The 19,087-nt window shown below is 62.2% G+C and carries 19 protein-coding genes, 1 tRNA gene and 1 pseudogene; 10 read left to right on the top strand and 11 right to left on the bottom strand.

Features of this window, described 5'->3' with window-relative positions; translation table 11 throughout:
* Positions 1-213: 213 nt before the first annotated feature.
* Together NKH63_RS03600 and NKH63_RS03595 are read left to right on the top strand one after the other, a co-directional pair.
* Positions 214-288 (top strand) — tRNA-Asn (locus NKH63_RS03600).
* Between the two features lie 338 nt (positions 289-626).
* Positions 627-1,268: a peroxiredoxin-like family protein gene (locus NKH63_RS03595; protein WP_352484238.1), complete on the top strand. Its 642-nt coding sequence runs from the start codon at positions 627-629 to the stop codon at positions 1,266-1,268.
* 1,664 nt (positions 1,269-2,932) lie between these two features.
* Here the strand turns inward: NKH63_RS03595 and NKH63_RS03590 are convergent.
* The 5 genes and pseudogenes from NKH63_RS03590 to NKH63_RS03570 form a co-directional block, all read right to left on the bottom strand.
* The gene (locus tag NKH63_RS03590) at positions 2,933-3,223 is read right to left on the bottom strand and encodes a DUF982 domain-containing protein (protein ID WP_023720041.1); all 291 of its coding nucleotides are present in this window, start codon (positions 3,221-3,223) and stop codon (positions 2,933-2,935) included.
* A 208-nt stretch (positions 3,224-3,431) separates the two neighbouring features.
* A complete protein-coding gene (locus NKH63_RS03585) occupies positions 3,432-3,686 on the bottom strand; it encodes a DUF982 domain-containing protein (RefSeq protein WP_023720040.1) in 255 nt (84 codons plus the stop codon).
* A gap of 49 nt (positions 3,687-3,735) precedes the next feature.
* Complete coding sequence (locus tag NKH63_RS03580) at positions 3,736-3,867, bottom strand: hypothetical protein (protein ID WP_280940424.1); 132 nt, start codon at positions 3,865-3,867, stop codon at positions 3,736-3,738.
* Between the two features lie 928 nt (positions 3,868-4,795).
* Positions 4,796-5,073, bottom strand: a pseudogene (locus NKH63_RS03575) (AtaL-like protein); the annotation flags it as partial.
* Positions 5,074-5,108: 35 nt separating this feature from the next.
* Positions 5,109-5,972, bottom strand: a complete 864-nt coding sequence (locus NKH63_RS03570) for an SDR family oxidoreductase (protein WP_352484233.1) — start codon at positions 5,970-5,972, stop codon at positions 5,109-5,111.
* Positions 5,973-6,075: 103 nt separating this feature from the next.
* Between NKH63_RS03570 and NKH63_RS03565 the strand changes: the two genes are divergently transcribed.
* Positions 6,076-6,966, top strand: a complete 891-nt coding sequence (locus NKH63_RS03565; protein ID WP_023720038.1) for a LysR family transcriptional regulator — start codon at positions 6,076-6,078, stop codon at positions 6,964-6,966.
* A gap of 598 nt (positions 6,967-7,564) precedes the next feature.
* Here the strand turns inward: NKH63_RS03565 and NKH63_RS03560 are convergent.
* Complete coding sequence (locus NKH63_RS03560; RefSeq protein ID WP_352484232.1) at positions 7,565-7,990, bottom strand: hypothetical protein; 426 nt, start codon at positions 7,988-7,990, stop codon at positions 7,565-7,567.
* A 370-nt stretch (positions 7,991-8,360) separates the two neighbouring features.
* Between NKH63_RS03560 and NKH63_RS03555 the strand changes: the two genes are divergently transcribed.
* From NKH63_RS03555 to NKH63_RS03540, 4 genes are all read left to right on the top strand, one after another.
* On the top strand, positions 8,361-8,615 hold the full coding sequence (locus tag NKH63_RS03555) for a hypothetical protein (RefSeq protein WP_023720036.1): 255 nt from the start codon (positions 8,361-8,363) through the stop codon (positions 8,613-8,615).
* A gap of 285 nt (positions 8,616-8,900) precedes the next feature.
* Complete coding sequence (locus tag NKH63_RS03550; protein ID WP_352484231.1) at positions 8,901-9,386, top strand: (2Fe-2S)-binding protein; 486 nt, start codon at positions 8,901-8,903, stop codon at positions 9,384-9,386.
* On the top strand, positions 9,383-10,372 hold the full coding sequence (locus NKH63_RS03545; protein ID WP_352484230.1) for an FAD binding domain-containing protein: 990 nt from the start codon (positions 9,383-9,385) through the stop codon (positions 10,370-10,372). Before NKH63_RS03550 ends, NKH63_RS03545 begins: the two co-directional genes overlap by 4 nt.
* Entirely contained in the window at positions 10,369-12,591 is a 2,223-nt protein-coding gene (locus NKH63_RS03540; protein WP_352484229.1) for a xanthine dehydrogenase family protein molybdopterin-binding subunit, read from the top strand. The genes NKH63_RS03545 and NKH63_RS03540 overlap by 4 nt, the downstream gene beginning before the upstream one ends.
* A gap of 113 nt (positions 12,592-12,704) precedes the next feature.
* Here the strand turns inward: NKH63_RS03540 and NKH63_RS03535 are convergent, their stop codons facing one another.
* A complete protein-coding gene (locus NKH63_RS03535; protein ID WP_352484228.1) occupies positions 12,705-13,892 on the bottom strand; it encodes an amidohydrolase in 1,188 nt (395 codons plus the stop codon).
* Positions 13,893-13,982: 90 nt separating this feature from the next.
* On the opposite strand from NKH63_RS03535, the gene NKH63_RS03530 reads away from it, so the two are divergent.
* Entirely contained in the window at positions 13,983-14,813 is an 831-nt protein-coding gene (locus NKH63_RS03530) for an AraC family transcriptional regulator (protein WP_352484227.1), read from the top strand.
* Positions 14,814-14,883: 70 nt separating this feature from the next.
* Positions 14,884-15,315 (top strand): cupin domain-containing protein, encoded by a 432-nt coding sequence (locus NKH63_RS03525; RefSeq protein WP_023720030.1) that lies wholly within the window; start codon positions 14,884-14,886, stop codon positions 15,313-15,315.
* Between the two features lie 55 nt (positions 15,316-15,370).
* On the opposite strand, the gene NKH63_RS03520 is transcribed toward NKH63_RS03525, so the two are convergent.
* The 4 genes from NKH63_RS03520 to NKH63_RS03505 form a co-directional block, all read right to left on the bottom strand.
* A complete protein-coding gene (locus NKH63_RS03520) occupies positions 15,371-15,817 on the bottom strand; it encodes a nuclear transport factor 2 family protein (RefSeq protein ID WP_023720029.1) in 447 nt (148 codons plus the stop codon).
* Between the two features lie 129 nt (positions 15,818-15,946).
* Positions 15,947-16,501, bottom strand: coding sequence for a nuclear transport factor 2 family protein (locus NKH63_RS03515; RefSeq protein ID WP_031194303.1), 555 nt, complete (start codon positions 16,499-16,501; stop codon positions 15,947-15,949).
* Positions 16,498-17,481, bottom strand: a complete 984-nt coding sequence (locus NKH63_RS03510; RefSeq protein WP_023720027.1) for an alpha/beta hydrolase — start codon at positions 17,479-17,481, stop codon at positions 16,498-16,500. Before NKH63_RS03510 ends, NKH63_RS03515 begins: the two co-directional genes overlap by 4 nt.
* Before the next feature lie 59 nt (positions 17,482-17,540).
* Complete coding sequence (locus tag NKH63_RS03505) at positions 17,541-18,044, bottom strand: nuclear transport factor 2 family protein (RefSeq protein ID WP_352484224.1); 504 nt, start codon at positions 18,042-18,044, stop codon at positions 17,541-17,543.
* A gap of 127 nt (positions 18,045-18,171) precedes the next feature.
* Between NKH63_RS03505 and NKH63_RS03500 the strand changes: the two genes are divergently transcribed.
* A complete protein-coding gene (locus NKH63_RS03500; protein ID WP_352484223.1) occupies positions 18,172-19,080 on the top strand; it encodes a LysR family transcriptional regulator in 909 nt (302 codons plus the stop codon).
* Positions 19,081-19,087: the final 7 nt, after the last annotated feature.

Genomic DNA, 19,087 nt, shown 5'->3' with positions numbered 1-19,087 from the left:
GTCGATCCGTTTGCATCAGTAGCACCATCAGCCGGAGAAAGCCGCAACGGCCTTTTCCGTTCCCCGACAGGCGAGAGACAGCTCATATGAGGGCGCTCGCCGGCCATTGCCAGAAAGCCCTGCGCCAAAAAGCACCGAAAAAATGCGAAATGCTTCTTTGCAAAGCCGAAACGGGTTTGCTATAGGCTGCCCCACTCACATGAGAGCCTCTGTTCCCCGGTAGCTCAGTGGTAGAGCAACCGGCTGTTAACCGGTTGGTCGCTGGTTCGAATCCGGCCCGGGGAGCCATCGCCTTTTCTACGCCAAGTCGCGATTTTGCAGGCCGGCGTGCGATTTTTCCCTACGCTTCGATCTCGTGTCAGAGCATCGAGGACAGATGAAATCAAGCGCAGAATAGCGGCCTCGCCCGCCCCGCCTATTCTTCGCAAGCCGATCGCAGGACTGGCGACGCAGATGCTTTTTCGTGTTATGATGGGCTTGCAACGCGCGTAATCTCGACCTCGGCAATATGGCTGAGGTCGAAAGCTATTGCCTTGGCACAGGAAGCTTTCGCCCCCAGCACTTGATCGCCTCCGAAACGCTAGGTGTGCTGCTTCCCTGACTGACCCAGGGCGAGGAGGTTGGCCATGTCCACGAGTAGTGTTGACCGCCCGCTGCAGCCGGGCGACCGGGCACCGAATGTTGTGCTCAATGCGATCTCACGCGAAGGCAAGATCGCGCTCGATGATTTTCGAGACCGTAGCCCGTTGTTGATCGGTTTGTTCCGAGGCCTGCACTGTCCGTTCTGCCGGCGCCATGTCGCGGCGATGGCGCAACTTAAGCCGGCCCTGCGTGAGAAAGGCGTCGAATGCCTGGCTGTGGTCAATACGCCGGTCGAGCGGGCGCGGCTCTATTTCCGTTACCACCCGGCACCCGATCTTCTCGCCGCATCCGACCCGGAGCGAGCCTCGCACCGTGCTTTCGGCTTGCGCGAGGTCGGGATGGACACGGTCATGGCGATACCGTTCCATCTCCCGGGCGAGTTGCCCGAGCCTATGGACGTCATGGCAATGAATGAATTTCTTAACAAGAAGGAAGGTTATGAGATTACGGACGTCGATCAGCAGGCGATGGCTTCCAGCCAGGCGCAGCTTGTCGGTCAGTTCCTAATCGACCGGGCGGGCATCGTACGCTGGAACTTCACTGAAGTTCTGGAGGATGGCCTCAACACCTTCAGAGCGCCGAATCCCGAGGAATTGATGTCGGCAGCTTCCCAAGTTGCACATTAACAGGCTGCGGAAATGGGCTGCTAAAAACTCGCTCGACGGCCACCGTCCTGTGGTGATTCTTTGGATTTAACAATCGTCGAAATGCTCAGCGCGGGAGGCTAAGGTCTGCCCGTGGGCTTCGTAGCGATTTTTCGATTCAACGGTCTGCGGACCGCCCCGACGCTAGAGTGAGCAAGCCGCATAGGCGGGGCAACGTCCGCTCCTTGCCGCAATCACGTTGTTCCAACAGGCGCGCATAAGGTAATTATGCCGCCTCCCCGTCTGCTGCTCAGTAGACTCCATAGCGAACCTTGATTAGCGGCCCCTCCCTCGCACATCCGGGTTAGATAACAGCGGGGAACGCCGATGTCTGTGAGATCGTGTGTGCGCACAACGCCTCGTTCCTTCGCGAGTGCGACTGCCCGTTGCCTCAAAGATGGTTTTGGCCCACCGGTTGATCGGAGGCGCACGGCGCGCTCCCGGTCACGCTTGCGAGTCTTGATGGCGGGCTGCGGCGCAGTTTTGAGAGGAATCGGCAGCTCATAGTTCGCAGTTTCGTCCGGCCCGGGAAGCCAATATTTTTCAAAGGCGTAGAGGCTCCGGCGTTTTCATTGTTTTGGCTGACACCACGGTTTTGACAACGCCAAGACCATGGTCACTGCGTCTGGGATTCCCTATCGTGGAAGAATGTAATTGCTGAGCGACGATTCCGCTCGCCACTCCACGAACTGTGTCAGTCGTCACCACTGCTGACGGCCGGCTATGTAATGGGTAAGCGCCGCCGATTGCATTCCCTTCCCTCCTCGTTGACGAAAAGTGTTCGTTCGAATGATGCTTTTCCGTTGCCCTAAGCGCAAGGTTTTGACCAGCCAGCACAGGGCCTCCTCTTAAGCTCGCTGGTCGTCAAGGCCCAGCGGCCTCTAGCTGCCGTCCCCCCCGCAACCAAGCCGCTGGGCCGCCTCGCCAACGGCGAAGCTTGCAGGCCGAATGTATATTAGCAATATCTTGACTAGGCACCGTCCGCTCCAGACTCAAGCGTCTGGCGCGGGGCACTGGTTGCGATCACGGCCACGATACGTAGGCGGGTCACTGAGGACCGGACAAGCGTCTCGATTCCGAGCTACGGCTTCCCGCATTGCATCGTGGACAGCACGTCCAAGATCAAGAGAGGTCAGCAGATCGAGCTTGCCGGCGAGATCACGCGCATAGAGGAGGAAGGCGGCACTCACAATCGACATGGGACCGCTGTCAAGCCTGACGCCGAGGGGTATTAACCGACCTTCCTTTTAAATCTGAAATGCCTTACCCGAGGCCCGCCCTGGAACGGTAGGTCAGCGCTGATCTTCCTCGTCCGGCTCAGCCTGCATCGCGGGCCTTCATGAAAAGCTCCAGCAAGTCGGCGCCAATGCCGAGGGTTGCCATGAGGCTGAACTTAGAGCGGCTAGGGAGTTTCGTCGTCTCTGGCCTTACCAATCGCCTCAAGTAATGAAGCTAGGGTTGGGGTTAGCTCTGTTTCGACTGGCCCAAACAGCTTCTGTACATGACGACGATTGTCTTCGGTTCCGATCAACTGCCGAACGGCGTCCGCAAGGGACTTATGCCCAGCTTTGTCGCGCTTTGTCATGTCGGCCGAGGTTCCCCGCCTGTCGCGCAACTCGGAGATCAGGGAATGGTTGCATTAGGGATCAGGAATGTTTGGGAACTGGGCTCGGGTAACTGGCACATTCGGCCCTAATCAGACGAGCGCAGCACCCCTCCTCCTCGGCAGCAGCCAAGAATGCCTTTCGTGCCTCCTCAGGTTCCATCTCGTCGGAAATGCAGGCGATGCAGACGCGCACCGCTTGGTTCCATTTGGGGCCACGCTTGGTCCACTTCATCAGCTCCTGTCCGGCTGCCTCGACGTTGTTCACGTTCCGGGTCATACCGGCACGGTCAGTCGTCACAGGAACCGGAGGGGAGAACCAATGGGTTGCCATAAGGGGAACTTAGAGCGGCACAAGCCTGCCGACCAACCCAGGTTGTAGGGAACGATGTAGGCCCTCGCGGGGTTAGAACTTGCAGCGGTCGAGTCTTCGTGGATGCAGCCGCTGAGGGGGTCCGTCGCCTGTCCCTCACCGGCGGCGGGCTCCTTTCTGGAAGGCGGTGTTGGTCAGAGACACATAGAACCTTATACCGCAAAACAATTTAGCTATTTGTCGTTGGGGGAATTAACGTCCCCTCCTCCATCGCGGCAGCCAGGAATGCTTTGCGGGCCTCCTCGGGTTCCATCTCGTCGAATATCACGGCCATGCAAACGCGCACCGCGAGGTCCCAGCAAGGGCCACGCTTGGTCCACTTCATCAGCTCCTCGCCGGCTGTCTCGGCGTTGTTGACGTTGCGAATGATCCCGGTACGCTGTGTCTTGACGGGGACCGGAGGGTTGAACCAGTGGGGGGCCATACGTCACTCTTTGTCGGCCCTATCAAGTTCCTCCAGCAAATACCTTTGCTCAGCCGGCAGTTCCCCTTTCTACAGGCAGATTTAGCAGGTTGCGAAGGTAATTGCGGATTACCTCTGAAGTGATCCACCGCCGCACAACTTCGGCAATAACCTTCTGTTTGGCTTTATCGATTTCAGCCATGTTCGGGCCTGCATGCTTAAAAGGACCGAACTGCACCGCGAGCGGATTTGTTCCTGCTAATTACGAAGATCAAGCAGGACCGCGCGCCCCCTCTCGCGGGGCCACAATGAGCAAAATTCCTGGAATGCTGGGGGGGAACGTTAGGCGGATTAGTGAGGCGCGTGGCTGAGAGCTACTCCCGGCCGTCGAAACACACGAACAGGCCAGTGGCGGAAGCTACCTCAAGGATAGCCTCAGTTAGCTCTTCGTCAGATGCCCGCAGATTAGGCGCAGTCACGCGGACTCGTTCTATTGCAGCCTTGATCGAGACAATGTCTCCGCGAGCCGCCCCGTTCAGGAGTGCAGCAATAGCCTGATGTAGAATTGGACTGACACTTTGAACGACACTCATCCGACCATCCCCGAGGGGCACGCCGAAGAGACGACAGTACTCTCTCCCTGACCGACATCAACAGGATGTAAGAACCGTACAATGCTCGGGCCGTAACCGTCAGGAATGTTTGGTAGAAATTTCTGAGCGGGGGATCGGATAACCCGCTCGCGCGAAGACCCCCATGCCCCCTTCCGCAGCGTCGACCTTCCGTTCCCGCAACGAACACCCTACTTTCGACTTTGGCGGGATGGACCAGGCCCATGCGAGGCTCGTCGCTACTCGGCTCGCCGTCAGACCAAACAGTGCCCCTCCATTCAATCTTGCGGTTCTTGTCAAGCACAACGAACGTTGACGTTAGACAATGCTTCGGCCACCACCTTGTCAGGCACAACGCTTGAACTGGACAAAGCCGTGAAGCAGTACGTCATCTACACCCGCGTTTTGACGGACTGGCTTTGCGTTTCGTCCGTGCTTATAAAGCAGCTCGCTCACCAGCTGGTTGCAATTGCCGTTGGCGCAACTGATGTGAATGACCCGACCACTAGCTATGAAGGCGATTTCCGCGCCTTCGCGCGGACCGGTCGCCTGGAAGAAGGTGACCTTGCTTCCTGCTCAAGCGTCACGATCTCGCGCAGATCAGTACCGGCGATCATAGCTTCGCGCACGAAGTGGGTCGCGCTCTCCTCCACGACGTCGCAACGGGTGCAGAGGCCTGCGGGCAGGAACAGGCGGGCGTCGCGCGCCTTGAGTTCCAGGCCCTGCCATATCTGCGCACGGGTCAGCTTGGTCTCGCCTCGTGGATTCACCGGAACGGTAGCGGTCGAGTAAATCATGATATGTCTCCTGGACAGAACGTCGGTGATGGGGCTCAGACGGCAATTGCGGCCGCATAGTCGCGATAGGAGCGCAACGGCCGGCCCAGCAGCGCGGTCAGCCGATCGACATCGCCGGCATCGGGGACCATGCCATCCGTGAGGAAGCGCTCCGCCATCAGGCGCATGTCGAGGGCCATCCAGCTCGGCATGAACTGCCGCAGGTTCTGCTCGAACCCGGCGGTGTCGTCGCCCGGATACGTGATCTGGCGTCCGAGGACGTCCGTCCAGATGGCCGCGACATCCGCGCCGGTCAGCGTGTCGGGGCCGACCAGGTTGATGCGGTCGAACGGGAGCGGCGCGGCGGCCTGCTCGCGGCGGATGAGTTCGATCGCGGCGATCTCGCCGATGTCCCGCGCGTCGATCATGGCCACGCCCTTGGCTCCTATCGGCATAGGATAGATGCCGTAGCCGGTCACCACGTCCTTGATTGTGATGTCGTTGTTCATGAAGTAGGCGGGCCGCAGGATGGTGGCGTTGAGCCCCATCTGCTCGATCATCCGCTCGACGCCGAACTTGCCCGCAAAATGCGGCACGTTGACGTAGAGGTCGCTGTGGATCACCGACAGGTAGACGATCCGCTCGATGCCGGCCTCGCGGGCAACGGCCAGCGCTACCAGCGCCTGGGTGTATTCGTCGGCCACCACCGCGTTCAGCAGGAAAAGGGTGGAGACGCCGGAGAAGGCCTTGCGTAGGGAATCGACATCGAGCAGGTCGCCCTGCACGACATCTACGCCAGCGGCGAAATTGGCCTTGGAGGGATCGCGAACCAAAGCGCGCACATGGGCGCCACGCTTCACGAGCTGTTCGACTACGTTGCGGCCGACATTGCCGGTCGCGCCGGTAACGAGAATGGTCATGGGGTTACTCCTGAGTTGAGCCGGATGGCTGCTCAGAAATTAGTGATCCACATTTGTGTCGGTAGGCGTTATATTTGGACACGCCGTCTCATTGGTGGAACATATGGATCTACTTGCCCTTGCCGATTTCAATCTGGTCGCCCGCCACGGGGGCTTCGGTAAGGCCGCCCGCGCTGCCGGGCGCCCGAAGGCAACCTTGTCCCGACGCGTGGCGGAGCTGGAGGCCAGTCTGGATCTACGGCTGTTCGAGCGTGGCGCCCGCGCGTTGAAGCTGACGGAAGAAGGACGTGCGCTTTTCGAGCGCACGGGCCGGTTGCTTTCCGAGCTCGAAGAGACAGCGGCCGCGATCGCCTCAGGCGGCGAAAGGCCGCGAGGCAGGTTGCGGATCAGCGCCCCAGTGCTGTTCTCACAGACCGCGATGGGGAAGATCGCTGCCGGCTTCGCCCTGAAATACCCGGAGGTAAGGCTCGAGGTCACGACCGAAGACCGCGCCGTCGACATGATCGAAGAGGGATTTGACCTGGTGATCCGGGTCAATCCGGATCCGGATGAGAGCCTCGTTGGGCGAGCCTTTCTGCGTGATCGACTGGTGGTCGTGGCAAGTCCTCACCTCGCCCGGCCGGCGGACGGTCTGGCGACCCCGGCCGTCATGCGTTCGACAGCCGATCGAGGGGCTTGGGACGTGAAGACGCCCACTGGCCGGTCAACAATCGCGATCGAGCCGGTCCTTGCGCTGTCGTCACTCATCATGGTCCGGGATGCGGTACGAGCGGGCGTCGGCGCGGCGCGCCTACCTGTGTCGCTGGTGAGCCATGATCTGGCGGACGGAACACTGGTACATTGGGGGGATCTCGATCGACCCGACATCGCCCTGTGGACGCTCTATCCCTCTCGGCGGCTGCTGAGCGCCCGCGTCTCCGCATTCCTCGACCATCTGAAACAGGCCTTTCCCATGGGGACGCCTGACGAGCTGGCCGCCTATATCGGCAAATGACGCGCAGGGAGCTGGTTAACCCAGCTGAGGCCTTATGCGAGGCACAAGGAAAGCAGTTGCCGTGCTTTCTAGGTGGGTGCGTTATCCGAAATATCTTCCGCGAACGCGACATTTTTTAACGGCAACCGGCTCCGCGAACGGTGCCATCGTCACCACTGCTGACGGCCGGCTATGTGTAGGTATTGAGAGCGCCACCGACCGCATTCCCTTCCCTCCTCGTAGACGAAAAGTGTTCGTTCGAATGATGCTTACGATATTGATAAGGTCAGGCTGGTCGAGAAGTACAGGCCGCCGAAGCGCAAGAAGCCGCTGCTTTGACATGCTGAATTAGCGGACAACAAACAGGGGAATTCAGAGATTCCCGGTGTCGATCTAGACTCCAGGAATGGAAACGACGTTTGACGATCTTGCCAGCGCGATAAGGCCCCCCGTGCAGACGTTTGGGGAGCCATCCGCGTCTTGGCCATCGATCTGGCCGGGAAGCTTCTAATGGGCCTCTGCCATCGGCGTTGGCACTGGAATGGCGCTGGCCGGTTAGATCGCTAACCCGCAAGATTCCACCCGGGCGCGGATTGCGCCCACGATCGCCAACTTGGCTTTATTCAGCCTTGAGGTTAATCACCCGCATCACGGCGACCACTGTCCCGTTGTTCGTAGCAGCCTCCTTCGTGCTACCCTTACCGCAGCTCCATACATCGCCTTCCTTGGCTGTGAACTGTATATCCCCGGCCGTGACCTGCAGCTCGCCTTCAGTGACCGTGCAGACCATGTCGTCGGCCATGACATCCCCCAGCGGGCTAGATCCCTTTGGCTGATACACGACGTCTTCCATCGCGATTTTCTTGTACCCCTTGATATGGGAGTCTCGTGTTCCCAGTTCGACGAGCCGAACGCCGGGAAAAATCTCTTTGCCATCAGTCGGACCGTAGGTCTTGGCCGCTGCCGGAGTCGGCAATGCAACCAATAGCGGGGTCGACAACGAGGTGGCACCAAGGGCGAGAGCATTACGTCGATTCATCTTCATAACATTATCCTCCCTGAGTTAGTCCGCCCACAACTGGGCGAACCGGATATTTTACGCGCCCGTGCAGCCAAATAGTCAAAACACAATTGAGCAGGCCCATGCTCCGCCCAGGAAGCTGGTTAATCCAGCTGAGGCCCGCAGCGGGCCAACATAGCGAAAGTGCACTGTCACCGTAATTCTGCGTTCGAAGGGAAACCATCGCTCGATTTCACTCAAATGAAGGAAGACGCTTTACCTGAAAGAGGCTGATAACGCGCCAGAGCCAATCGGCTCGGCGATAATGCGCTTCGGCCAAGATGCCGACCTGAGCTTCGGCCCCAGTGTCGGTAGATCTACCGCGGCTTAGGCCGGCGCTTGGGGAGGAAATTCGATGAGATTGGCCATCGTGTGCGCGGCAATTGTGATTGCCGGATCCACCGCCGCCGTTGCGCACGAGAAAAAGGTGGTAGCCAGAAAAGGAACAACGCAACTCTGTGCCGATTTGTCAGGCACGATCAAGAAAAAGAAGAAGACAGAGGTGGATTACCGTTCAACCGGAACTGTCTCCGGCGCAATCCCCAAAGACAAGTTTGAGCCGCGCCTAGGCTACGAAACGGTTAACCCTGGCATCATATCAATCTTTTAGCTCGTTGATTGCGTGTTTCGCTAACTTGAATGCAGCACAGGTGGCCAGCAGGATACACAGGCGGCCACGAAGGCGAGCGCCGGTATTGAACTACGGTGACGGTGCACTTTTTGCGGCGTGGCATTCTCAGCCCATCCCGTGCGGGGTCCCAAACGTTTTTCGCCTTCCGTGACCGGCAGTGCCTTTCCCCCGAAATCGACCGCCCTATTTCGCCTCGACAGGTGGGCGGCTGATTGCTGGACGAGTCCCTGCGACTAGGACGGCATGTGCTTCGAGGTACCCCCAATGGACTTCCACGATCGGCACCTACTGCGGTTGCGGGTGAACGGCGAGGACCACAGCCTTTCCGATCTCGATCCCCGCGTCACGCTGCTCGACCTGTTGCGCGAGCGGCTTCATCTGACCGGAACGAAAAAGGGATGCAATTTCGGCGAGTGCGGCACCTGCACCGTGCATCTCGACGGACGGCGTGTGAATGCCTGCATCATACTGGCCGTGTCCGCCGAGGGACGCGAGGTCACGACGATCGAGGGCCTGGCGGACGGCGATGCGCTTCATCCCGTGCAGCAGGCGTTCATCGATCATGATGGTTTCCAGTGCGGATTCTGCACGCCCGGGCAGGTGATGTCGGCGGCGGCGCTGATCGAGGAGGGACATACCGGCTCCGACGCCGAGATCCGCGAATGGATGAGCGGCAATCTGTGCCGCTGCTCGGCCTATCCGCAAATCGTCGAGGCGGTGCGCGCAGCGGCTGGGAGGGCGAGCCAATGACCCCATTCGTCTATGCGCGCGCCGATAGCCTGGGCGAAACGATCGCGGCCGGAGCGGCGCCGGACAGCGCCTTTCTCGCCGGCGGCACCGAATTGCTCAACTGGCTGCGCCTTGGGATTGCCGGGCCGGCGCGGATCATCGATATCTCCCGCCTCGACGGGCTGGATCAGGTCGAGGCACTGCCCGGCGGCGGCTTGAGGATCGGCGCGCTGACGCATCTCAACGACGTCGCGCAGCATGCGCTGGTCATGCGCGATTATCCGGTGTTGAGCCAGGCGATCCTCAACGCGGCGTCGCCGCAACTGAGAAACCTCGCAACGATCGGCGGCAATCTGCTGCAGAAGACGCGCTGTGCCTATTTCCGTGCCGAAGAGCAGTTGCCGTGCAACAAACGTCGGCTCGGCTCCGGTTGCTCGGCATTGCATGGCATCAACGACAATCACGCGATATTCGGCTGGACCGAGGATTGCATCGCCACCCAGCCATCCGACCCGGCGGTGGCACTGGCAGCACTTGATGCAGTCATCGTCACCGCGCACCGCAGCGGCGGCCGGCGCATTCCGGCAGCCGAATTCCACCTGCTTCCCGACACGCGGCCCGAGGCAGACAATGTGTTGCAGCAAGGCGAACTGATCACGGCAATCGAGCTGCCGGCACCGGCGCCGCGATCGGCCTACCTCAAGGTGCGCGAGCGCGAATCCTACGAATATGCCATCGTCTCCGCGGCCGCGGTGCTGGAGATGGACGGCCGGACCATTCGTCGGGCTGCCGTGGCGCTGGGGTCCGTCGCGCTGCGGCCGTGGCGGCTGAGCGCCGCCGAGGACCAGCTCGCCGGTGCCGAAATCGGCGATCGCGAGGCATTGAGCACCGCTATCGAGCAATCCTTCGCCGAAGCGCGTCCCTTGTCGCAGAACGCCTACAAGATCGAACTGGCCAAGACCGCCGCTTTGCGGGCGATCGAAAGAGCAGCGAGGATGCCGTCATGATGATCACCCAGCCTGTTGCCCGCCCTGACGGCGGCGTCAAGGTTACCGGCCGCGCCCGCTATGCGGCCGACTACTTTGCCCCCGACCTGCTCTATGCAGTGCTGGTGACCGCGCCCGTTCCCGCCGGCCGCGTGACGTCGATCATGGTCGACGACGCGCTCGCCGAGGAAGGCGTCGTGCGCGTGCTCACGCATGAGGACATGCCCAAATTCGGCCGGTTCGCATCGCCAAGGGCCGAGCCGGATACGCAGACGCAGCAAGCCGAAGGTCCGCCGGCGGCGCAGAGCTTCATGCCCATGCAGAGCGACGAGATACGTCACGAGGGCCAACCGCTTGCCATTGTGCTGGGCGAGACACTGGAGGCGGCGGAAGCCGGCGCCCGCCGCGTCTCGTTGCGCTACGAGTTCGCCGAGCCGGAATTGCCGGCACCACCCGAATGGACCGCAATCGACAAGGCTGCGGTCGTGCCGAGGGAGAGCGGCTTTCTGTTCCTGGAGCCGACGTTTACGAAGGGCGAGGTCGACCGCGGGCTTAGCAACGCAGCCGCCATGGTCGAAGCCGTCTACCTGCAGCCGTCGCGCCATCACAACGCCATGGAGCCCTCGGCGACGCTCGCCGAGTGGAACGACGGAGAGCTGACGCTGCACGACGCCACGCAGCACGTCTACGGTGTCCGCCAGGTGGTTGCGGCCCGCATGAATGTCCCGGCCGAGAAGGTCCGCGTGATTTCCCGCCATACCGGCGGCGGCTTCGGCGGCAAGGGCTGGATCTGGCCGCATCAGGTGCTGGCCGCCGCCGCGGCGCGCATCATGCAGCGCCCGGTCAGGCTGGCGCTCAGCCGCGCCAATGCCTATTCCTGTCTCGGCTATCAGCCGCGCATGGCACAGAAGATCGTGCTGGCGGCGGACAAGTCGGGCAAGCTGACCGCCGTGCAACAGGACGTGGTCAACCTGACCACCGTCACCGACGATTTCGTCGAGTTCGCCACCGAAGCCTCGAAGGGTCTCTACGCCACGCCGGCCATGCGTCTCAGCCAGCGCGTCGAGCGCGCGAACGTCGCCATGCCGACGGCGCTGCGCGCGCCGGTCGAGGGTCCCGGCACCTGGGCCCTCGAAAGCGCGATGGACGAGCTCGCCCACCGCCTCGGCATCGATCCGCTCGACCTGCGTCTGATCAACCATGCGGACACGGATCCGGCCACCGGCCAGCCCTGGTCGTCGAAGAAGCTGCGCGAGGCCTATGAGGAAGGCGCCCGCCTGTTCGGCTGGCGCGAGCGCCCGCGCAAGCCGCAACGCGATGGCGATTGGCTGATCGGCTACGGCATGGCGACCTGTAGCATGGGCTGTTTCCGCCACCCGACGCCTGCAGCCGAGGTCAGGTTGCACAGGGACAGCACGGTGCTCATCCGCACCGGCACCCAGGATATAGGGACCGGAACACTCACCATCTTTCCGCAGATCGCAGCCGATGTCCTGGGCCTGCCGATGGAGAGGATCGAGTTGGAAATGGGCGATACACAGCTGCCGGAGGCGGGTCCGACCTATGGCTCATCGTCGACCATGGGGGTGGGCGCGGCGGTGCTCGCAGCCGCCGAAGATGCACGTTCGCAGCTTGCCCGTCTTGCCAATCTGCCGCCCGACGAGGTCGAGATGCAAGACGGCCATATTCGCCGCAAAGGCGCTGCCGGCGGTCAGACGATCGCCGACGTGATGAGTCATACCGACATCGGCGAGATCATCGGCTCCGGCTCGTTCGATCCGGCGCAGCATGGCAAAGGCCTCGCCATGCGCACTTTCGGCGCGATTTACATGGAGGTCGGCGTCGATCCGGGGCTCGGCCTGCTCAGGCTTCGTCGCGCCGTCGGCAGCTACAGCGCCGGCCGCATCGTCAATCCCCGCACCGCACGCAGCCAGATGACGGGCGGCATCATCTGGGGCTGGGGCATGGCGGCGATGGAGCAGAGCAGGCACGAACCGGTGCTCGGGCGGTTCCTGTCGAAGAACCTTTCAGGGGTTGCCATTCCGGTCAACGCCGACATTCCCGGCGACATCATTATCCACTTCGTCGACGAGGTGGACGAGCATGCCAGCCCGATTGGCGGCAAGGGCATCGGCGAGCTCGGCGCCACCGGCGTTGCCGCAGCGGTTGCCAATGCCGTCTTCGACGCTACAGGCAAGCGGATCCGGGAGCTGCCGATCACGCCGGAAAAACTGCTGTAGAAGGACTAGGCCCGCTATTGCCCTGCGATAGCGGGTCTCTGACGTAGTCGATTATCTCCTCTGCAAAGCTTGCCGAGACTTGGGAAATACCTGCGGCCCCCAGACCGACGTCTTCATTTCAGCTCAGATACTTTGCCGGCAAGCGTCTGCTCGACGAGGCTGACGTAGTAGCGCATCACCGTCGGCACGATCTCGTCGTTGAAGACGTAGCGGTCGCCGTGCAGGCCTTCGCCCGGGCCGACCTCGCCGGCACCGATCCACGCATAGCAGCCGCTCGCCTCACGGATCATGAAAGCGAAATCCTCGCAGCCGAGACTGGGACTGAACTCGGTCATGACATTCTCCCGGCCGACGACGGATGCCGCCGCCTCGACGGCGCGGGCCGTCGCGTCCGCGGTGTTGATCAGTGGCGGATAGCCCTTCCGGTAGTCGAACCTTGCCTTGAGCGAATGCGCGGCGGCGATGCCTTGTGCGATCTCGCCAATCAGCGTCTCGCAGTGGTTGGAAAGGCCGGGCTCGAAGAAGCGGCAGGTGCCTTGCAGCCAGACCTTGCCCGGCACGATGTTGCCGACATTGCCGCCATGGATCTGCGTGATGCTGACGACAAGCGCGCTCTGCGGGTCGACCGTGCGGCTGACGATGCGCTGGACGGCTTGCACGAAGGCGCCCGCTGCCAGGATCGGGTCATCGCCGAGCTGCGGCATCGCGGCATGCGCGCCAAGACCCTCGAAAGTCAGCTCGAAATTGTCGACGGCCGCCATCTGCGCACCAGCACGGGCCGCGATCGTCCCCAGCCTGACGCCCGGCCAGTTGTGTACCGCATAGACCGCCTCGACCGGAAAGCGCCTGAACAGGCCGTCCTCGATCATGCGCATGCTGCCGCCTTCGTTTTCCTCGGCCGGCTGGAAGATGAAAGTGACGGTGCCGTCGAAGGTGCGCGACTCGCTGAGCAATTTGGCAGCGCCGAGCAGCATGGCGGTGTGGCCGTCATGGCCGCAGGCATGCATCACGCCCTCTCTCCTCGAAGCATAGAGCAAGCCGGTTTTCTCCAGCACCGGAAGCGCGTCGAGCTCGGCGCGAAGGCCGATGGCGCGTGTGCCGCCACCGCTGCGCAGGACACCGACGACCCCGGTGCCGCCGATCCCTTCATGCACCTCGTCGAGGCCGAAGGAGCGCAGTTTCTCTGCAACGAAACGCGCCGTTTCGTATTCATTGAATCCGAGCTCCGGATTGGCATGGATATGGTGCCGCCAGCCTATGACCTCTGGTGTCAGCGCGGCGATGGGGTCATTATGCAACATGATACCTCCTCTCACACCGGCAATGGGCGGCGTGGCTTGATCCTGCTGCCATAGAAGGCCCGACGAAAAGCGTCTTGAACCGGATTGACTATGGCAAAGACAAACCAAGCGGCGGAGACCGGGAAATACTGGCGCCATCCGTGCTTCCCCGACCTTGGCCTGTTCGAAGCGCGCTTCACCCGGCACCGCTACGACTTGCACACACACCCGACCTATGTGATCGCCCTGATCACCTCCGGCTGCGAGCGGATTCGCATCGGCCGTCAAAGCGTTCTCGCCCCGGCAGGCGCCATTGCCGTCGTCAATCCAGAGGAGTGGCATGACGGCGAACGCGGGGCGGACGAAGGCTGGGCCTACCGGACGTTTTATCCCTCGGTGCCGCTGATGACCGCACTTGCCCGCGAACTCGGCTGGCACGGCGCTCCGGTGTTTTCGCGCGCGACTATCGAAGACAACAATCTCGCCGCAGCGTTGACGGCCGCACACCAGGGCTCGACATCCCCAGACACAATGACGGCCGAGACGTCCCTGCTCGTGGCGCTGCGACGGCTGATCGTTCGGCATGGCGACTCGAGCGGACAGGCCGAGGAGGTCGAAAGCTCCGGATCGCAGCGGAGGTTTTCGCTCTATCGCGACCTTGTCGAAAGCGAGCTCGGCTCGCAGCTCGACCTCAAGCGGCTTGCCGGTGCGGGTGGCGTGACCCGGTTCCAGGTCATCCGCGACTTCAACAAGGCGATCGGCCTGACGCCGGTGGCCTATATCCGCGACCGGCGATTGCGCCGGGCGAGCGCGCTGATCGAACAGGGATTTGGCCTCGCCGACGCCGCTATCGCGGCAGGTTTCGCCGACCAGAGCCATCTCTCCCGTACGTTCCGGGCCATGCATGGCATGACGCCGGGCATGTTTAGAAGAGCTGGATAAGGCGCTCCTCAACAGACAAGCTTGCGCGCCAATGCGTGCTGCGCAATGCTGACGCAGCTCGGGGGGAATCATGCGAATAATCTTGGCGCCGACGCTGCTGCTCGCGGCTGCACTGTTTGCAAACAACGCCCAGGCGCTGGACGCCAGCGGGACGCCGGTTGTCGTGACCCCGCTTGCCTCTCGCACCGAGACTGCGTCCGGCCAGCCGATCACGCTGCCGCAGAAGAACGTGCAGGTCCTGGTCTCGGCCTATCAGATCGCGCCGGGCGCCACTTTGCCGGTCCACAAGCATCCGTTTCCGCGCTATGCCTATGTCGAGGCCGGCACGCTTCAGGTCACCAACGTCGAAACCGGCAAGAGCAACACCTACAAATCAGGTGATTTCATCATCGAGATGATCGGGCAGTGGCATCAGGCCACCAATGTCGGCGCCGATCCGGTCAAGCTGCTGGTCATCGACCAGGTCGAAGAAGGCACCAAGAACACCGTGTTGCGCCAGTAGCTGCCACGTCTGAAAACAGCGTCCGTGGCGGATCCAGCACAGCGCGTAACAGACGTCAGAACGTGAACCCCTCCGGCAAATTGTGATTCCAATAGCCTTCCTCGACAAGTTCACTTATGCGCCAGCCCTCGGACGTGCGTATGACGCGGTCGCGATACCAGAGCCCTTGGAAGAAGACCTGCCTTTTGCCTTCGCCGAGGTCGACCACCATCGGGCATGAACAATGCACGCGCGCGCTGGCCTCATCCCCTCGGAGATCAAGAAGGATTGTTGAAATGGCGTGCTGCGAGATCAATATCTTCGATAGGGCGCCTTTCATATAAGCAACATGCTCATCCACACCGCTCCTGATTCCACCTGTTACAGTGTCGTCAAGCACGGCGTCGGGCGTGAATATTTTCCGATAGGCTTCCCAGTCGCGATCGTCCACAGCGTAGCAATAGCGAGCAAGCAGCTGTTCGATCTCAAGCCGATCGGAAACCTCCTGCAGTGAAAGGGTCATGTCCTGTCTCCGCGGTTGGCGGCACTAATGCCGCATGCGCCAAGCCTGCCCCGACATTCGATCAATATTCACGTTGCCGTTGCTCCGAGCAACCTCGCCGCGCGACTGGGCATGCGCAAATCCGAACACTCATTTGGCCTCCGCCTTCACCCGGTCGGCAGCGGCGGTCAAAAGGGCGCGATCTCCCTCTTCGTACAAGCGGCGGATGGAGATTGCCTTGACGCGCCAACCTTCCGACGTCCGCACCAGCCGGTGTAGATAGCTGCCGCCGACCGTCCAGAACCGGGAACCGATCCAGTGGGTCGCGCGGACATGGCTGCGTGCAACCGCATGCTTATCCGCGCCTTCGACAATGACGTTGGTGATGAGGTGCTGGGTGGCGTCGAAGCCCGGCAGCAGCGCTTGCCATTGGGCGATCAGGGAGTCGCGGCCGCTGGTCGTGACCTCGCCGCCGAAGAGGCTGGTATAGTCGGTCGTGACACGGGCCGCGAAATAGGATTTGACCCGGTTCCATTCACGCAGATCGGCATAGAGGCCGATCCCGGCAACTGCCTCGGCGATCACGATCCTGTCTTCGACCGTCAGCGCATCTCCCGGAGCGCTCGAGGCGGGCGCCGAGACGGCGGAAATCATCGCGGCTGAAACCGCGGAGGCCAAGACATACCGGCGGGTGACGAGGCTCATTGTCCCGCCTCCCCTGCACCGCCCAGCGTTGCGCGGAAGTGCGCGGCGACGGCATCGCTCGCCGCCTTCACCGGCGCGGCACGATCGTAGAAATCGAACTGGGTGACATTGTCTAGCCACATCTCCTGCCTGGAACTGGTCAGCCGCGCGTAGAACTTGTGCGCGCCCTGCGGAATGGCAGCCGCCTCGCTATGCACCATCAGAAAAGGCTGGTGCAGGCGCGGAGCAGCCTGGATTGCATCGAACCTCAACCAGCCGCGCCAGAAGGCGGGATCGGCCTCGTTGCGCCAGGCCGGGAGCATGCCGCGATCGGGTTCGGTGTAGTAAGGCACCTTGAACATGACCGCGCGCTCGTCGGTCAAGCTAGCAGCGGGCAGGAATGCCTGTTTGCCGGTGCGGCGATATTCCGCCTCGGCCGCATCGCTCGCGGCCTCGAGCCTGGCGACACCGTCCCCGCCGCCATAGGTCTGCTCGACCCCTTCGGCATCCTGCAACCAGGGCGCAACGAGGGCGACCGACTTGATCGCGACGTTTTCGGCCGCAGCGGTGACCATGTAGCCGGAGCTGGCGCAAATGCCGAGCCCGCCGATGCGGTCCTGATCGGTCTCGGGCCGGGTCGCGAGATAGGCGACCGCCGCTTCGATGTCGGCGATCTTGGCGTTAGGATCCTCGTACTGGCGGCGCACGCCGCCGCTTTCGCCCCAGCCGCGAAAATCGAAGGTCAAGGCGATGAAACCGCGGTCGGCCATCTCGCGGGCATAGCGGGCCGGCATCTGTTCCTTTACCGTCATCCAGGCGCCGGTCACGACCAGCGCGGGCCGAAGTTTCGCCGCGTCCAGATCCTCCGGCAGATAGAGCTCGCCGACGATCTGCTCACCGTTCGAGGCGAAAGCGACGCGCTCGATGCGCGGTGCGGCGAAGGCATTGGAGGCGGCGAGCGCCACGGCGGTTGCTGCAGCAAGTGTCAGGGTTTTAAGCATCGCAAGTCTCCTTTGGCTTGGAGTGAGAAGCGCGGCGCGTTGCAAGAAAGACCGCCGTCTCAGCGCTCGCCAGCCAGTCGGCCGGGCAATGGCTTCAGCGGGTAATGCGCCCAGTAAAAGGCGTCCGACTGATACATGTCGGTCAAAAAATTCTGTGCCTCGGCGATCTTGCCGCCCTTGATGCGGAACATCAGCGCATAGAGCTGGCCGATCTCGGGACCTGAGCCGACATTCGACCAGCCGCGATGGACATCGACGACGAGGTCGCCCTGCGCCTGGAAGAAGATCGGCTCGGCCTTGAACTTGCCATCGGCCAGGCCGCGGAAAAAGGCGACCACCTCGTCCGGCCCGCGCTTGTCGCCGGCGAGCGGATGATGACCGGGAATGCGCCACACGATGTCGGGCGCGAGGAAGGGCCGCACGGCCTCAGGATTGCCGGTCGCGTAAGCTGCGTAGTAGTCCTTGATGAGCTGGATGTTGCTGTCCTCCAGCGGCCCGGCATTCGCCGGGGCGGCAGACACCGCCAGAAGAGCGCCGGCGGCGAGTGAAGCGAGCCTGGTCATCGGTCCTGTCTCCTTGCCCGTTCGGGCCCTCGCAACAGCGAGGCCCGTTCGTCGAGCCCAACATGACGCCTTTTGTTCACCGGAAAAACCAGTAGAGTTCGACAGGGCTATTTGGAAAAACCTTACAATGCGCCTCGACCAATTCAGCGGCATAGTCGCCTTCGTAAAAGTTGCGGAGGCCAGGAGCTTCACCCGCGCCGCCGCCGAGCTCGGCGTCGCTCCGGCCTCGTTGAGCGAGGCGGTCAAAGGACTTGAGGAGCGCCTGGGGGTGCGGCTGCTCAACCGCACGACCCGCAGCGTTGGCTTGACCGAAGCTGGCGCCCAATACCTCGACCATGTGCGCCCGGCAGCCGAAGACATCTGGGCGGCTGGTGCGGCGCTGCGCGAGACCCGCGATCGTCCTGCCGGCACGCTGCGCCTCAGCCTGCCCTGGATCGCCGCCCCGCTGCTGATCGAGCCACTGATGCGGCCGTTCATGGATGCTTATCCAGAAGTGCGGCTCAATCTGATCTTCGACGACAGCTTCGTCGACATCGCCGCCGAGGGGTTCGATGCCGGCCTGCGCATCGGCGAGCTTCTCGAGAAAGATATGATCGGCGCGCGCCTGGGCGGGCCCCTGCAGATGGTCGTGGTGGGCAGCCCGGACTATCTGGCGCGCAACGGCACGCCGAAGCGGCCGGCCGACCTCGCCGCCCATCGCTGCATCGCATTCGCCCTCACCCGCACCCGCGCGATCTCGCCCTGGGAGTTCACCGTGGATGAACGCGAAGTCGCTTTCACACCGGACGCATGTCTGGTCGTGAACACGCTTCCGCTGTGCATTACTGCTGCCGCGCAAGGGCTTGGCCTCGCCTTCGCGGTCGAGGGGCTCGCCGCGCCGCTTCTTGCCTCAGGCGCGCTGGTCAAGGTGCTGGAGCCTTTCTGTCCCGCTTACGAGCCGCTCCACCTCTATTATCCCAGCCGCCGCCTGGTACCGCCGAAGCTGCGGGCCTTCATCGACTTCGTGCGCGCGAATTCTCACAAGCTGCGGATCTGATGTGGCT

Source organism: Mesorhizobium sp. M0960 (assembly GCF_040319055.1).
In the GTDB taxonomy this organism is placed as follows: domain Bacteria; phylum Pseudomonadota; class Alphaproteobacteria; order Rhizobiales; family Rhizobiaceae; genus Mesorhizobium.
This window is presented reverse-complemented; position numbering and strand designations above follow the sequence as displayed.